Annotated in this window: 17 protein-coding genes; 9 read left to right on the forward strand and 8 right to left on the reverse strand. The window is 67.9% G+C overall.

Annotated features, from left to right (window positions below):
* Positions 1-96 precede the first annotated feature (96 nt).
* Positions 97-849: an SDR family NAD(P)-dependent oxidoreductase gene (locus AC3WL7_RS06145; RefSeq protein ID WP_295517671.1), complete on the reverse strand. Its 753-nt coding sequence runs from the start codon at positions 847-849 to the stop codon at positions 97-99.
* A 91-nt stretch (positions 850-940) separates the two neighbouring features.
* Positions 941-1,429 carry a hypothetical protein gene (locus AC3WL7_RS06150; RefSeq protein WP_295517672.1) on the reverse strand — a complete coding sequence of 163 codons (489 nt, stop codon included), beginning with the start codon at positions 1,427-1,429 and terminating at the stop codon, positions 941-943.
* A gap of 84 nt (positions 1,430-1,513) precedes the next feature.
* Between AC3WL7_RS06150 and AC3WL7_RS06155 the strand changes: the two genes are divergently transcribed.
* On the forward strand, positions 1,514-1,981 hold the full coding sequence (locus AC3WL7_RS06155; RefSeq protein ID WP_079224971.1) for a YehS family protein: 468 nt from the start codon (positions 1,514-1,516) through the stop codon (positions 1,979-1,981).
* Here the strand turns inward: AC3WL7_RS06155 and AC3WL7_RS06160 are convergent.
* On the reverse strand, positions 1,950-2,837 hold the full coding sequence (locus tag AC3WL7_RS06160) for a LysR family transcriptional regulator (RefSeq protein WP_492749673.1): 888 nt from the start codon (positions 2,835-2,837) through the stop codon (positions 1,950-1,952). The genes AC3WL7_RS06155 and AC3WL7_RS06160 overlap by 32 nt on opposite strands.
* A 158-nt stretch (positions 2,838-2,995) precedes the next feature.
* On the opposite strand from AC3WL7_RS06160, the gene AC3WL7_RS06165 reads away from it, so the two are divergent.
* Complete coding sequence (locus AC3WL7_RS06165) at positions 2,996-4,144, forward strand: MFS transporter (protein WP_343125652.1); 1,149 nt, start codon at positions 2,996-2,998, stop codon at positions 4,142-4,144.
* Here AC3WL7_RS06165 and AC3WL7_RS06170 read toward each other — a convergent pair.
* On the reverse strand, positions 4,141-4,842 hold the full coding sequence (locus AC3WL7_RS06170) for a TorF family putative porin (RefSeq protein ID WP_492749674.1): 702 nt from the start codon (positions 4,840-4,842) through the stop codon (positions 4,141-4,143). The genes AC3WL7_RS06165 and AC3WL7_RS06170 overlap by 4 nt on opposite strands.
* A 171-nt stretch (positions 4,843-5,013) precedes the next feature.
* On the opposite strand from AC3WL7_RS06170, the gene AC3WL7_RS06175 reads away from it, so the two are divergent.
* Positions 5,014-5,403: a DUF6165 family protein gene (locus AC3WL7_RS06175; RefSeq protein ID WP_312738043.1), complete on the forward strand. Its 390-nt coding sequence runs from the start codon at positions 5,014-5,016 to the stop codon at positions 5,401-5,403.
* A 9-nt stretch (positions 5,404-5,412) separates the two neighbouring features.
* Here the strand turns inward: AC3WL7_RS06175 and AC3WL7_RS06180 are convergent, their stop codons facing one another.
* Together AC3WL7_RS06180 and AC3WL7_RS06185 are read right to left on the reverse strand one after the other, a co-directional pair.
* Positions 5,413-6,090: a response regulator gene (locus AC3WL7_RS06180; RefSeq protein WP_492749675.1), complete on the reverse strand. Its 678-nt coding sequence runs from the start codon at positions 6,088-6,090 to the stop codon at positions 5,413-5,415.
* A 189-nt stretch (positions 6,091-6,279) separates the two neighbouring features.
* Positions 6,280-6,852, reverse strand: a complete 573-nt coding sequence (locus tag AC3WL7_RS06185) for an OmpO family porin (RefSeq protein ID WP_079224960.1) — start codon at positions 6,850-6,852, stop codon at positions 6,280-6,282.
* A gap of 286 nt (positions 6,853-7,138) precedes the next feature.
* On the opposite strand from AC3WL7_RS06185, the gene AC3WL7_RS06190 reads away from it, so the two are divergent.
* Positions 7,139-7,498 carry a DUF1428 domain-containing protein gene (locus AC3WL7_RS06190; RefSeq protein WP_079224958.1) on the forward strand — a complete coding sequence of 120 codons (360 nt, stop codon included), beginning with the start codon at positions 7,139-7,141 and terminating at the stop codon, positions 7,496-7,498.
* A 24-nt stretch (positions 7,499-7,522) separates the two neighbouring features.
* On the opposite strand, the gene AC3WL7_RS06195 is transcribed toward AC3WL7_RS06190, so the two are convergent.
* Positions 7,523-8,209, reverse strand: coding sequence for a hypothetical protein (locus AC3WL7_RS06195; protein ID WP_492749676.1), 687 nt, complete (start codon positions 8,207-8,209; stop codon positions 7,523-7,525).
* 108 nt (positions 8,210-8,317) lie between these two features.
* Positions 8,318-9,154, reverse strand: coding sequence for a histone (locus AC3WL7_RS06200; protein ID WP_492749677.1), 837 nt, complete (start codon positions 9,152-9,154; stop codon positions 8,318-8,320).
* Between the two features lie 447 nt (positions 9,155-9,601).
* On the opposite strand from AC3WL7_RS06200, the gene AC3WL7_RS06205 reads away from it, so the two are divergent.
* The 5 genes from AC3WL7_RS06205 to AC3WL7_RS06225 all read left to right on the forward strand — a co-directional run bounded on the left by AC3WL7_RS06205 (position 9,602) and on the right by AC3WL7_RS06225 (position 13,595).
* Positions 9,602-11,035 carry a Do family serine endopeptidase gene (locus AC3WL7_RS06205; RefSeq protein WP_079224953.1) on the forward strand — a complete coding sequence of 478 codons (1,434 nt, stop codon included), beginning with the start codon at positions 9,602-9,604 and terminating at the stop codon, positions 11,033-11,035.
* Positions 11,036-11,136: 101 nt separating this feature from the next.
* Positions 11,137-11,499 carry a hypothetical protein gene (locus tag AC3WL7_RS06210; RefSeq protein WP_079224951.1) on the forward strand — a complete coding sequence of 121 codons (363 nt, stop codon included), beginning with the start codon at positions 11,137-11,139 and terminating at the stop codon, positions 11,497-11,499.
* A gap of 8 nt (positions 11,500-11,507) precedes the next feature.
* Positions 11,508-11,978 carry a phage holin family protein gene (locus AC3WL7_RS06215; RefSeq protein WP_200732804.1) on the forward strand — a complete coding sequence of 157 codons (471 nt, stop codon included), beginning with the start codon at positions 11,508-11,510 and terminating at the stop codon, positions 11,976-11,978.
* A complete protein-coding gene (locus AC3WL7_RS06220) occupies positions 11,975-12,421 on the forward strand; it encodes a protein sip-5 (RefSeq protein ID WP_079224948.1) in 447 nt (148 codons plus the stop codon). Before AC3WL7_RS06215 ends, AC3WL7_RS06220 begins: the two co-directional genes overlap by 4 nt.
* Before the next feature lie 67 nt (positions 12,422-12,488).
* Entirely contained in the window at positions 12,489-13,595 is a 1,107-nt protein-coding gene (locus AC3WL7_RS06225) for an AI-2E family transporter (RefSeq protein ID WP_295519198.1), read from the forward strand.
* Positions 13,596-13,618: the final 23 nt, after the last annotated feature.

The raw sequence follows: 13,618 nt of genomic DNA on the forward strand, positions 1-13,618 counted from the left end.
TCGACCCAGCCATGTTGAAAGTGGGTCAAGCCTGCTTCCAGCAGGCTTGACCACGAACATAGGATCTCGGCTCTACAAGAAGCGATGCGACGCCGGTCAGCCTTCGCGGGCGACCTGGAAGCCGGCAAACGACTGGCTGACCGGCATCAGTTCGAGGCGATTGATGTTCAGGTGCGGCGGCAGCGTGGCCACCCAGAAGATCTGCTCAGCGATGTCCTCGGCGGTCATCGGGTTGGCGCCGGTGTAGAGCTTGTCCGAGGCGGCCTGGTCGCCATGGGTGCGGACCACGGTGAATTCGGTCTCGGCCATGCCCGGCTCGATCGTGGTCACGCGCACGCCGGTGCCGTGCAGGTCCGAGCGCAGCCCGAGCGAGAACTGGCTGACGAAGGCCTTGGTGCCGCCGTAGGCGTTGCCGCCCGGGTACGGGTACACGCCGGCCACCGAGGAAATGTTGATGATCGCGCCCTTGCGCTCGACCAGCAGCGGCAGCAGGCGGTGGGTCAGGGTCACCAGGGCGGTGATGTTGGTGTCGATCATGGTGGTCCAGTCCGACAGCTTGGCGTTCTGCGCCGGCGCCGTGCCCTGGGCCAGGCCGGCGTTGTTCACCAGCAGATCGATCTCGCCGAAGGCCGGCGGCAGTGCCAGCAGGGCGGCTTCCATCGCCACCGGGTCACGCACATCGAACACGGCAGCGTGCACCACGTCCTTGCCATAGCGATCGACCAGCGGCTGCAGGCGTTCGCCACGGCGGCCGGTGGCGATCACCTTCCACCCAGCCTGGGCGAAGCGATGGACGGCGGCGGCGCCGAAGCCGGAGGTGGCGCCGGTAATCAGGACGGTGCGGGTCATGCAGACAACTCCGTGGGGAACCAGACCCCCATTCTGGCACCGTCGACCGATGCCTGCGTTGCCGGATCAGGCCGGGGTGCCCAGCCCGGGATCAGCGCAGGCGGAACACGCGCGCCTTGGGCAGGTCTTCGTCCACCTGCAGGAACCAGCGCCCGGCGATGCCCGGGATCACTTCGATCTGCGGTGCCTGCAGGGTCTTTCGCAGCTTCATCTGGCCCTTCATCACCTGCCACTGCTGGCCATTGTCGAGGGTGAAGACGGTGCCGGGTTCCCAGCCGGCGACATCGCCCACCACCCGCGCCGTGACCGGGCCTTCTTCCAGGCCCAGGTGCATGGCGGCCGGGGCCGGAACGTTTGCCGGCAGGGGCGCCGCCGGTCGGGCGGCCAGGGCTGCGGGAGCCGGCGCTGCGGTTTCCGCCTCGCGCATCACCCGGTTCAGCGCCTGCAGCTGGGCCGGGCTCAGCCCCACTTCGGCCAGCTGGGCCGCGGTGAGGCGCTGTTCGACCGGCACGAAGCGGTCCTGGGCGGTGGCGGCGAAGCTGCTGGCGACCAGCAGGGCGGACAGGAGGAACCGGCGCATCGGCGAAGTCTCAGCGGAAGTGCGCACACTTTGCTACGACGGGATGACAGTCCGGTGACACGCGCCAGGCCGGTACAATGGGCCATGATCAACAACGATGTACTGCGCAGCGTGCGCTACGCGCTGGACCTGGGCGACCACCACGTGGTGACCCTGTGCCAGATGGCCGACCCGGCCTTCGTGGTCGATACCGAGCAGGTGAAGGCCTGGCTGCGGCGCGACGACGAGGCCGGCTTCGAAGCCATGAACGATGGCGCGCTGGCGCACTTCCTGGATGGCCTGATCGTGCACCTGCGGGGCCGCGACGAGAGCCAGCCGCTGCGCGCGGTGGAAACCCGCATCGACAACAACCTGGTGCTGAAGAAGCTGCGCGTGGCCTTCCAGCTGCGCGACGTGGACCTGATGGAGATCTTCGCCAGCGTCGGCTTCAAGGTGTCCAAATCCGAGCTCGGCGCGCTGTTCCGCCAGCCCGGCCATACCAACTACCGGCGTTGCCTGGACCAGATGCTGCGCAACTTCCTCAAGGGCCTGAGCCTGCGCGTGCGCGGCTGAGCACGGCATCGACGAAGGCCCGCGCCGCCGGCGTGGGCAGGCGTTGCCAGGCCAGGTGCACGCGCCGCGTCGGGGTGGGCTGCAGCGGTACCTGCACCACCCCTTCAAAGCCCTGGGCGATCAGCACCGGCACGATGCCCACCGCCAGCCCATGGCGGACGAAGCGCTCGATCAACTCCATCTGGTTGACCTCGAAACGCACCGGGTGCGGCAGCCCGGCCGCGGCGAACGCATCGTCGGTCTGCCGGCGCGCGCCGGTCCCGCGCGCGAAATCCACCAACGCCTCGTCCTGCAGCCGGGCCAGCGGCAGCCGCGCCTGCCCGGCCAGCCGGTGCGTCGGCGCCACCACCGCCACCAGATCCTCCTCCTGCAGCATCTGGTGGCACACGCCCTCCAGGCTGGCCGAGGGCGCCAGCCCGACCAGGGCCACGTCCAGTTCACGCGCCTGCACCTGCGCGATCAGGGTTTCGCTCTTGTCCACGCGCAGCTGGAATTCCACCTGCGGGTAGGCCTCGCGGAAGGTGGCGAGGATGGCCACCACGTCGATTTCGGTGAGCGAGGAAATCTGCCCGATCGCCAGCGTGCCGCGTACCGTGCCGGTCACGGCGGCGACATCGGCGCGCAGGTGGCGCAGGCTGGCCTGCACCTGCCGCGCATGCACCAGCAGGGCCTCGCCGGCCGGGGTGACCCGCACCTGGCGCGGCAGGCGCTCGAACAGCGGCGTCCCCAGTTCTGCTTCCAGATGCGCGATCTGGTGGCTCAGCGCCGACTGCACCACGTGGCAGCGCGCGGCGGCACGGGTGAAGTTGCCCTCCTCGGCCAGGGCCACGGCGAATTCAAGCTGCTTGAGGTTCACGGCGTGCCACCCCGCATCATCATCTGGTTTCCAGATGCCAAGGATGATGATGATTCATTTCCATCATCAATGCAGCAGGGGGACACTGTGCTCCCCACGTTCTGGAATGCCCCGTGAGCCCGTCCCTCCCTCCCCTGCACCGCTGGCAGGTGCTGCTGATGTCGGTGGCCACCGGCGTGGCGGTCGCCAGCAACTACTACGCGCAGCCGCTGCTGCACACCATTGCCGATGCCTTCGGCGTGCCGTTCGGCCAGATCGGGATGGTGGTGACGGCCGCCCAGCTGAGTTACGCCGCCGGCCTGATCCTACTGGTGCCGCTGGGCGACCTGTTCGAGCGGCGGCGGCTGATCGTGGTGATGAGCCTGCTCTCGGCCACCGGGCTGGTCATCAGTGCCTGCGCGCCGTCGCTGGCCTGGCTGCTGGTGGGTACGGCCATCACCGGCCTGTTCTCGGTGGTGGCGCAGGTGCTGGTACCGTTCGCCGCCACCCTGGCCGCGCCGGAGCATCGCGGCAGGGTGGTCGGCACGCTGATGAGCGGTCTGCTGCTGGGCATCCTGCTGGCGCGTACCGTGGCCGGCCTGCTGTCCAGCCTGGGCGACTGGCGCCTGGTCTATGCCATCGCCGCCGCCGTGCTGGTGCTGACCGCACTGGCCCTGCAGCGCGGGCTGCCGCGCTTCCACCACAGCGCCGGCCTGGGCTACTTCGCCCTGCTGCGTTCGATCGGCACCCTGTTCGTGCAGGAACCGGTACTGCGCCAGCGCACCCTGCTCGGTGCCTGCAGCTTCGCCATGTTCGCCATCTTCTGGACGCCGCTGGCCTTCCTGCTGGCACAGCCGCCCTACGAATACAGCGACGCCACCATCGGCCTGTTCGGCCTGGTCGGTGCCGCCGGCACGCTGGCAGCGGGGCTGGCCGGGCGCATGTCCGACCGCGGCCAGACCGGCCGCGCCACCGCCATCGCGCTGCTGATGCTGCTGCTGTCGTGGCTGCCGCTGGGCCTGTCGGCGCACTCGCTGCTGGCGCTGCTGGTGGGCGTGGTGGTGCTGGACCTGGCCGCGCAGCTGCTGCACGTCAGCAACCAGAACCTGATCTATGCGCTGCAGCCGGAAGCACGCAACCGCCTCAACGCCGGCTACATGACCGGCTATTTCATCGGTGGCTCGCTGGGTTCGCTGCTGTCGGCGCAGGTCTACCAGCACTTCGGCTGGGCCGGTGTATGCGTGGCCGGTGCCGCGGTGGCCGTGCTGGCCCTGCTGCTGTGGCTGCCCGGCGCGTGGCGTGCGCGCCAGGCGGCCATCGCCCGCTAGAAGCTGCCCTGCAGGGCCAGCTCCCAGCGCCCGCCGGCATTGCCGGGGAACAGCCGGCGCGCGGCATTGTCGGTGTCATGCACGGTGGCCCGCAGTTCCCACGCCGGTGCCAGGGTGGCGATGGCGCTGAGCTGGCCATGCAGGTAGTCCGGGCCCTGTGCGTCGGCCAGCCAGTAGTGGCCGACGGCCGCTTCCAGGCGGAAGCGTTCGTTCAACGGCAGGCGGCCGCCCAGCTGTGCATAGGTGCCGCGATGGCCACCGGCCAGCGCATCGCTGGAATGGGCCAGCTGCAACCAGGCCCGCTGCTTCCAGCTGAGCGTGGCGCCCAGCTCGGTCCAGTCCAGTGCACGGCCGGTGCCCGGGTAGAGATAGCGGGTGAGGTTGGCATCGAGGTTCCAGTCCTGCGCCACCGCGCCGGACCAGCCGGCCACCACGTCGAATTCACTGCGCGCACCGATGTCCGGGGTGAACGACACGTTCGATCCCCACACGCTGGCATACAGGCCTGAACGCAGAGCGAGCTTCGCCCCGGCCTGCACCGCCGGGTCGCCGCCGGTCTGCGAGCTGCCGCGCCACACGTAATCGCTGGTCACGGCCATGTTGCCGCTGGCCTGCACCTGCTGCGCCTGCGCGCTGCCGATCCCGAGCAGGCCGGCCACCAGTGCGGCCACGGCCGCGCTCATCCCCTTGCTGTCCACTGCGTGGTGTTCCTCGTCGAAGGCGGTCGCGCCGCCGGGACGGCAGTGTCGGCGGCAGCGCCGTAACGGATCGATGGCGCAGCCACGCCCAACGCGCAAATTCACCGTAAAGCGACCGGGCGCCGGCAACAGGCGGGGTATCATGGCCGCCTGTTTCCAGGAACCAACCGCGTGGACGCCATCCTGACCCCGGTATCGATCGGCGAGCTGATCGACAAGATCACCATTCTCGAGATCAAGGCCGAGCGCATCGACGATGCCGCCAAGCTGGCCAACGTGCGCACCGAACTGGACGGCCTGCTGCCGTTGCTGCAGCAGCAGCTGCAGGCGCAGCCGGCGCTGGGCGCGCTGCGCACCCAGCTCAAGGCCATCAACGAACGCATGTGGGACATCCAGGACCAGCTGCGCGACAAGGAAGCAGCGCAGGTGTTCGATGATGCGTTCATCCAGCTGGCCCGCGGCGTCTACGGCACCAATGGCGAACGCATCGCGGTGAAGAACGAGATCAACCGCGTCGCCGGCTCGGCGCTGGTGGAAGAGAAGCAGTACCAGGGCGAGTAAGCCCGCGCTTCAACAGGAGTCCAGCAGGTGGCGGATGCGGAACAGCTCGCCATCGCTGCGGATGCCCAGCTTCTGGTAGGCCGTCTTCTTCTGCGTGCTGATGGTGCTGGCCGAGCGCTGGAAGCGCCGTGCCACTTCGCCGGTGCTGCAGCCCTGCAGCACCAGCCGCAGCACTTCGCGTTCGCGCCGGCTGAGGGGCGTGAGCGCCAGCGCAGGCGCACGCCGCGTGCGCGATCGGTTGAGCTGCGTGCGCAGCTCCGGCGGCACGAAGCGGCCGCCCCGCGAGAGCGTATCCAACGCGCGCAGCAGCACGTCCGGCGAGGTAGCCTTGGAGATGAAGCCACGCGCACCGGCCTTCATGGCGCTGGCCACCGTGCTGGCATTGCAGTCGGCGGACAGCACCAGCACGGGCAGGTGGGGGCAGTGCTGGGCCAGCTCGCGCAGCAGGGCCAGGCCATCGCCACGATCGCCCAGCGCGAACGCATCCACCACCAGCAGGTCCACGGACTGCGGGTCACGCTGCAGCCGTGCCAGAAGCAGTGCCGGGTCGGAATAGCTCGCGCAGACCTGCACGCCGCTGTGCTGGCTCAACAATACTTCCACCCCCAGCCGCAGCACCGGATGCGGATCCAGCAGCGCCAGGCGACGCGGCTGATCGGGAAGCAAGGGAGGTAGCGCAGGTGGCATTGCGTCGGGTCCTGTTGCACAGGACCCCCACCGTAGGTGCGCGCCGCCAGCAGCGGAATCCAATTTCTTGCAATGCAACAGAATCCGCGACAAACGGTCGCATGCCGTTGCAAGCGGTGCAAACGCAACAGGCCCGGCAATGCCGGGCCTGTCGATGCACATCCAGCGCGCAGGCGCGCCGTGGTGCGATTACCAGCTGAAGCGCGGGCCGACGGTGTATTCCTTGTCGCCGTGGCGGTTCATCTTCAGCTCGCCGTTCAGGCCCCAGTTCTGGTTCAGCTTGACCTGGCCACCCAGGCGGCCGTACCACTGGCCTTCCGGATTGACACCGTGCTTCTTCGAATAATCTTCGTAACCCACCAGGCCGTAGACTTCGGCGTGCGGGCCGAAGGCGGTGCGGATACCGGCTTCAGCGCTGTAGCCGTTGAAGTCCAGGCCGTGCTTCGGGTCGAACTTCTGGTAGGCGACGCGGGCAACGAAGTCGCTCGACGGGGCGATTTCAACGTTGTAGCCGGCACCGATCTTCCACTGGTCAACCTTCAGGTTGGTGTGGTCGATTTCCTGGCGGCTGTATTCACCGAAGGCATGGAAGTTCGGCAGGAAGCCATAGGAACCCTTCACGCCCCAACCGTCGGCCTTGATGCCGTCGACGTCGGTCTTGGCGTAGTCGGCTTCAGCGTAGTTGTAGGACAGGTTCTCGGCGGCCGAGGCAGTGAACGGCAGGGCAGCGGCCAGCGCCAGGGCAATCAGCGAATTCTTCATGGGGGTACACCTTTACTTTCTTATGTTGTGCAGCAGCGCCAGGGCGCCATCGCATCGGGAATGTAAATTCTCCGTTATTCGCCACAACGCTCCCTGAAAACAGCGACCTTCGCATTGCTGAATTTTTTGCCTTGATTCAGGCACTTTCAGGCATACGCGCGCGGTCGCGAACGCAGCTCTGGCGTGATTGCCGCGTGTTGCCAGCACCGTTGTCGATTTCCCCCACGCCGGTTCGTCGGGTCATTGAAGGCCGTGCATGTGGCACGGCCCACCTCGGAGGCAAGCGATGAGTTACATCGATGGTTTCGTCCTGGCGGTGCCCACCGCCAACAAGGAAAAATTCCTCGCCCACGCGCGCAGCGGCGACGTGGTGTTCATCGAGTACGGCGCGCTGCGCGTGGTCGAGTGCTGGGGCGATGATGTGCCACACGGCAAGACCACCGACTTCTTCGGTGCGGTGAAGGCCACGCCGGAGGAAACGGTGGTGTTCTCCTGGATCGAGTGGCCGGACAAGGCCACCCGCGATGCCGGCATGCAGAAGATGATGGAAGACCCGCGGCTGGATCCGGCGAAGAACCCGATGCCCTTCGACGGTGCGCGGATGATCTACGGTGGCTTCATCCCGATCTACGAACTGACCGCCTGAGCACCGATGGCCGGGCGCGCGTGCTCAGCGCGCGTCCGTGTCATCACTTCCGGCGGCATGGCCGGCGCCCAGCGCGGCGCCGGCACCCAGGCCCATGCCACCCATGCCGCCACCCATGCCGCCACCACCACCGCCGCGGCCGCCCTTGGCATCGCCGTCGTTGCGCCCCTTGCCGCTGCCACCGCCACTGCCACCGGGCCGGGTGGGCCCCTGCAGGGGAATGCGCAGATCGCCCGGGATGGGCGCCAGATCGAGTGCCTCGCGCACGAAGTCGCGCAGCGATATCACCAGTTCGTGGGTGTGCACCGGCCGGCCCTGTGCCAGTTCCTCGGCGGCACGCGCAGCCAGGCGCACCTGTTCGTCGGTGCCCAGCAGCAGGATGTCGGACAGGGCAGCTTCGACCGCATCGCGGATGCGCCGGGCGCGGTCCGAGCGTGGCTCGGCGATGCCTTCGGCTTCCTCGCGCTGGCGCAGGTCACGGCGATGGGTGGGATCCACGCCCAGTTCACCGGTGAAGGAACCGCCCAGGGTCTTGTAGGCCGCCATCAGCGTGCGCAGGCGTTCGTTGATCTGCCGGTTCTCGCGCTCGCGGCGCTGCTGCAGGGTCTGCATCACCAGCAGGCGGATACCCACGCCCAGCAGGGTGATCAGGACCAGGCCGGCCAGGGTGGACAGTACGCCCTGCCAGGAACTGAAATCGATACCGCGCATGCCCGGGGCTCCAGCGGGAAGAACCCGCATCTTGCCGCAAAGCCTGCCCCTGGAATGCGAAAGGCCCTCCCGCCCGGGGGGGCGGAAGGGCCTTCTGTCACCGCGCGATTACTTGCGCTTGGCGACCTTGCGCACGGCCTTGGCCGGAGCCTTCTTGGCAGCGGCCTTCCTGGCGACGACCTTCTTGGCCGGAGCCTTCTTGGCGGCAACCTTCTTCAGCGGCGCAGCCTTCTTGGCGACGGCCTTCTTGGCGACGGCGACCTTCTTGCCGACAACCTTCTTGGCAGCAGCGGTCTTCTTGGTGGCGACCTTCCTGGTGGCGGCGACCTTCTTGCCGACGACCTTCTTGGCAGCGGCGGTCTTCTTGGTGGCGACCTTCTTGCTGGCGGCGACCTTCTTGCCGACAACCTTCTTCGCAGCCACAGCCTTCTTGCCGACAACCTTCTTAGCGGCCGCGGTCTTCTTGGCAACGGTCTTCTTGGCGACGGCAGCCTTCTTGGTGGCGGCCTTCTTCACGGTGGCGACCTTCTTGCCGGCAGCCTTGGTGGCGGCCTTGGTGGTCTTCTTGGCCGCAGCGGCCTTCTTGGTCACGGTCTTGCCGGCAGCCGCCTTCTTCTTGGCCACTTCCTTCTTCAGGGCAGCGGCTTCGGCCTTGGCGTTCTTCTTGGCCGTTTCCAGCTTCTGCTTCGCCTTGGCGACGGTCTTGCCGACCGACTTGGCAGCCTTCTCGGCCTTCTTGGCAACGGTCTTCTCGACCTTGACCACAGCCTTCCTGGCCTTGGCAACGCGGGTACCGGCAGCCTTGGTGGCGCGCTTGACGGTCTTCTTGACCGACTTCACGGCGTCTTCGGCGGCGTGGGCGATGGTCTCGCCAACGTTGGCGGCGGTTTCTTTAACGTTCTCGACGGCGTCGGTCACGACCGACACACCATTACCGTTGCTCATGTTGCCCTCCTGGGGGCCTGGATTGTCAAAACGGGGCGATGCTATACCGACATTGTCCATCGTGGAACGGGGCGCACATATCCAATCGCATCGGATGCGACGGCCCTGGTGTAAGCGACAGCCAGTGCCAGGCCGACCTTCATTCAGAAAACCCCTTTATTTAAGTGCTACGCGATGATGCCCGCGTGTGCATGGGCATCCCGCCCATGGCGCTGCATGGCCCGTGCAAGAGATGCGCGGCAAGCGCCATGGCAACGCCAGGATGCGCCGAACTGCGCAAGGTTCGGCGCGTGCAGGCATGCTGCAGAGGCACGCCTGCACGGTCGCCGCGCGCGTCGCGAGCCAGGCTTTTTTCATGGGCCATTTATCCGGATCGCGACACACTCATTCAGCTTGTTCTACCGTATAGCCCTACGGCCCCACTCCACCGCCAGCGAACCGACTCCCATGCGACCGCTTCCCACCCTGCTCACGCTCGCAATCGCGGCTGCCTTCGGCGGCTTCGTCGCCACCGGCATCAACGCCCACCTGGACAACCGCGCCGATGCCGCGCCGCTTCCCGCCGCGCTGCCGACCAGTGCCGCGTTGCCGGCCGCAGTTGCCGGGCAGGCGGTACCGTCGCTGGCGCCGATGCTGGAAAAGGCGATGCCGGCGGTGGTCAGCGTCAACACCAAGCAGGTGGTGCGGGTGCGCAATCCGTTCTTCAACGACCCGTTCTTCCGCCGCCTGTTTCCGGACGTGCCGCAGGAACGCATCAACGAATCGCTCGGTTCGGGCGTCATCATCGATGCCAGCGAGGGCCTGGTGCTGACCAACCACCACGTCATCGACAACGCCGACGACGTGCAGGTGACCCTGGCCGACGGGCGCACGGTGAAGGCCGAATTCCTCGGTTCGGACCGCGACACCGACATCGCCCTGATCCGCATCCCGGCGCAGAACCTCACCGACATCAAGCTGGGCAACAGCGACCAGCTGCGGGTGGGCGACTTCGTGGTGGCCATCGGCAACCCGTTCGGTTTCAGCCAGACGGTGACCTCGGGCATCGTCTCGGCGGTGGGCCGCACCGGCATCCGCGGCCTGGGCTACCAGAACTTCATCCAGACCGATGCGTCGATCAACCCGGGCAATTCCGGTGGCGCGCTGGTCAACCTGCAGGGCCAGCTGGTCGGCATCAACACGGCCAGCTTCAACCCGCAGGGCAGCATGGCCGGCAACATCGGCCTGGGCCTGGCCATCCCGTCCAACCTGGCGCGCAGCGTGGTCGACCAGCTGGTCAAGCACGGCGTGGTGGTGCGCGGCACCTTGGGCGTGGAAGCACAGAACCTGAGCGCGCAGATCGCCCAGGGCCTGGGCCTGGGTGAAACGCGTGGCGCGCTGATCACCCGCGTACTGGCCGGTTCGGCCGCCGCTGCAGCCGGGCTGAAGCCGGGCGACGTGGTGGTGTCGGCCAATGGCCAGCGCGTGGACAGCGCCGAAGCGCTGCACAACGTCGAAGGCCTGGCCGCCGTCGGCAGCGTGCTGGCGCTGGACGTGCGCCGCGAAGGCAAGGCGGTGCAGGTCAAGGCCACGCTGAAGGAACAGGCACGCTCGGTCACCGGCGAAAGCCTGGACCCGCGCCTGACCGGCGCCACTTTCACCGACCTGCCCGAGTCGCTGCGCCAGTCCGGCGTGGGCGGCGTGCTGGTCAGCGAGGTCAAGCGCGGCAGCCGCGCGGCCAGCAACGGCCTGCAGCAGGGCGACATCATCGCCGAGGCCACGGTGGGCGAATTTGCCGACCTGGCCAGCTGGCGTGCCAACTTCCAGCAGCGCCCGGCCAACCTGGTGCTGCGCATCCTGCGCAACAATGGCCAGCAGCAGGGCCAGCTGGTGATGCGCTGATCGCCCCGCCGTAACACCCCCTATACCCGGCCGATGCTATTGCTGTACGCCCTATCGGCCGAACCCTTCGTTCGTCCCCCCATCGCAACAGGAGTGATTCGATGAGCCCCACCAATACCGAGAACCTGAAGGAACACCTGGGTGAAGCCGGTTCCCACCTGAAGCAGGCCGCCACCGCTGCCGGCGGTGCGATCAAGGGTGCAACCGGCGCCGCCGGTGACGAACTGCGCATCGGCAAGGCCAACGTCAAGGCCGAACTGTCCGACAGCGCGCTGTCCGGCCTGGCCGCTGCCGAATTCGGCGGTGCCGCTGCCAAGGAACAGGTCGACGCACTGATGGACAAGGGCAAGGACCTGGTCGACAGCGCCGCCGAGCTGATCCGCGAGCGTCCGCTGGCATCGTTCGGCGTGGCCTTCGCCGCTGGCTGGCTGATCGCCAAGCTGGCCAGCAGCAGCGACAAGTAAGCTGCGGCGTGAGCGAAGAGACCACGCAAGCACCCGATCCGGCGGCGACCCCGCCGCTGGACGAGAGCATCCGCCAGGTCGGCGCGGCAGGTAAGGCCGCCGCCGATTCGGCCAGGAATTCGCTGCGCTCGCTGCGGCGGTTGGCTTCGGCCGACTTCGCCCTGGCCCGCAGCGCATTCGGCCGCGCCCTGGCCTGGGCCGGGGTGGGCATCGTCTTCGGGGCCTCGGCCTGGCTGTTGATGGCCGCCACCCTCATCGCCCTGCTGCAGAGCTGGGGCTTGAGCTGGCTGCAGGCCCTGCTGATCACCTCGCTGCTGAGCCTGGCCGTGACCGGCTATGCGATCTGGCGGGTGTCCTACTTCTTCCACCACACCGGCATGCATGCCACGCGGCGCCAGTTGTCGAAGTTGGGCCTGTTCGACGAGCCCAGCGAAGATGACCCCGATGCCGAGGTGCAGATACCGGAGGGCAAGCCATGAAGTTCGGCGCGCTGCAGCGGCGGGTGAAGCGCTGCGAACAGGTGATGGCCGTGCGCATGGCCGAAACCGAAGACAACTGGACCGTGCTCAGCCAGGTCTGGCGGCAGGGCTGGTCGCCGCTGCGCATCATCACCGTCGGCCTGGCCGGCGGTTTCCTGGCCGGCAAGCTGGAAGTACCGGGCAAGGTGAACGGTGCACGCTGGCTGCAGATGATCGGCTCGGTATCGAACCTGTTTGCCAGTGGCCAAGCGGCGTTTGCCGCCGCGATGGCCGCGCACGCGGCCGATACGGCTGATGAAGCCGCCGACCAGGCCGATGAGGCGGCCGAGCAGATGGCCCCGCAGGCCGCAGCCCGCCCTGCCCCGCGCGCGGCTGCCACGCCCGAACCGGAACTGCGCGAACCACAGCCGGCCGAAGCGGCCACCGACGTCTCCGAGCGTTGACTCGACACACCCGCCGCGTTGATCGCGGCGGGCTGATAATGGGCCTCCCTTCCCGGTTGGTGCGTCGATGAGCGAGTCCCTGCTGTCCCCTGCGGCACCCCGACCGGACAACGCGGCGCCCCTGCCGCCGCCATCGCGCCCACGCGGGCCGATGTCGCTGGTGGTGCTGGCCACCCTCGCCGTGGCCTTCACCCTGTGGGCCGCGCAGGACATCATCCTGCCGGTGCTGCTGGCCATGTTCTTTGCGCTGGTGGGCAACCCGATCCTGCGTTTCCTGCGCCGGCTGTGGATCCCCCGCGCGATCGGTGCGCTGCTGATCCTCGGCACCGGCCTGGGCGTGACCGCCTCGCTGGGCGTGCAGCTGATCGGCCCGGCGATGGACTGGGCCCAGGAAGCACCGCAGCAGCTGCGCAAGGTCGCCCGCCAGGTGCAGGACCTGACCAAGCCGGTGCAGCAGGCCAACCTGGCGGCGGAGAACTTCGCGCGCGTGGCCGGTGGCGAGAGCAACCGCAGGATCCAGGTCATCCGCACCCAGCTGGACGACCCCTACCGCATGCTGACCCGGGCCCCCAAGCTGGCCGCATCAGTGCTGGCGGTGGTGCTGCTCACCCTGTTCTTCATGATCTATGGCGAAAGCCTGCAACGCGCGGCCATCGCGCTGTTCCCCAACCGCCAGCAACAACGGTTCACCACGGACATCCTGCGCTCGATCGAACGCGAGGTCTCGCGCTACGTGCTCACCATCAGCGTCATCAACACGCTGGTGGGCCTGGTATTTGCCGGCGTGCTGATGCTGCTGGGCATCGGCCTGCAGGAGGCGCTGCTGTGGGGCACGGTAGCCGCGCTGCTGAACTTCGCGCCATACGTGGGCCCACTGATCGGCGTGGCGATGATGCTGCTGATGGGCTTCGTCGAGTTCCGCGACCCGCTGCAGGCCCTGCTGCCGGCCGCCGCCTACCTGGGCCTGCATACGCTGGAAGGGCAGCTGGTGACCCCGATCGTGCTGGGCCGGCAGATGAAGCTGTCACCGCTGGTGCTGATCCTGGCCCTGATGGTGTTCGGCTGGGCGTGGGGCATGGTCGGCCTGCTGCTGTCGGTGCCGCTGCTGGTCTGCATCAAGCTGGTGCTGGCGCGCCTGGAAGGCATGCAGGGCTGGGCGCGGCTGCTGGAATGAAAGCCCCGGCGGGCAGGCGTAGA

This window comes from Stenotrophomonas sp. FW305-3-2-15-E-LB1 (assembly GCF_058787375.1).

Bases quoted from the DNA above. Each gene is read 5' to 3' on its own strand.
- AC3WL7_RS06190 (WP_079224958.1), top strand. From the start codon at position 7,139: ATGAGTTACATCGATGGTTTCGTCCTGGCGGTGCCCACCGCCAACAAG.
- AC3WL7_RS06150 (WP_295517672.1), bottom strand. From the start codon at position 1,429: ATGCGCCGGTTCCTCCTGTCCGCCCTGCTGGTCGCCAGCAGCTTCGCC.
- AC3WL7_RS06155 (WP_079224971.1), top strand. From the start codon at position 1,514: ATGATCAACAACGATGTACTGCGCAGCGTGCGCTACGCGCTGGACCTG.
- AC3WL7_RS06180 (WP_492749675.1), bottom strand. From the start codon at position 6,090: ATGCCACCTGCGCTACCTCCCTTGCTTCCCGATCAGCCGCGTCGCCTG.
- AC3WL7_RS06205 (WP_079224953.1), top strand. From the start codon at position 9,602: ATGCGACCGCTTCCCACCCTGCTCACGCTCGCAATCGCGGCTGCCTTC.
- AC3WL7_RS06200 (WP_492749677.1), bottom strand. From the start codon at position 9,154: ATGAGCAACGGTAATGGTGTGTCGGTCGTGACCGACGCCGTCGAGAAC.
- AC3WL7_RS06225 (WP_295519198.1), top strand. From the start codon at position 12,489: ATGAGCGAGTCCCTGCTGTCCCCTGCGGCACCCCGACCGGACAACGCG.
- AC3WL7_RS06210 (WP_079224951.1), top strand. From the start codon at position 11,137: ATGAGCCCCACCAATACCGAGAACCTGAAGGAACACCTGGGTGAAGCC.
- AC3WL7_RS06145 (WP_295517671.1), bottom strand. From the start codon at position 849: ATGACCCGCACCGTCCTGATTACCGGCGCCACCTCCGGCTTCGGCGCC.
- AC3WL7_RS06165 (WP_343125652.1), top strand. From the start codon at position 2,996: ATGTCGGTGGCCACCGGCGTGGCGGTCGCCAGCAACTACTACGCGCAG.
- AC3WL7_RS06220 (WP_079224948.1), top strand. From the start codon at position 11,975: ATGAAGTTCGGCGCGCTGCAGCGGCGGGTGAAGCGCTGCGAACAGGTG.
- AC3WL7_RS06185 (WP_079224960.1), bottom strand. From the start codon at position 6,852: ATGAAGAATTCGCTGATTGCCCTGGCGCTGGCCGCTGCCCTGCCGTTC.
- AC3WL7_RS06195 (WP_492749676.1), bottom strand. From the start codon at position 8,209: ATGCGCGGTATCGATTTCAGTTCCTGGCAGGGCGTACTGTCCACCCTG.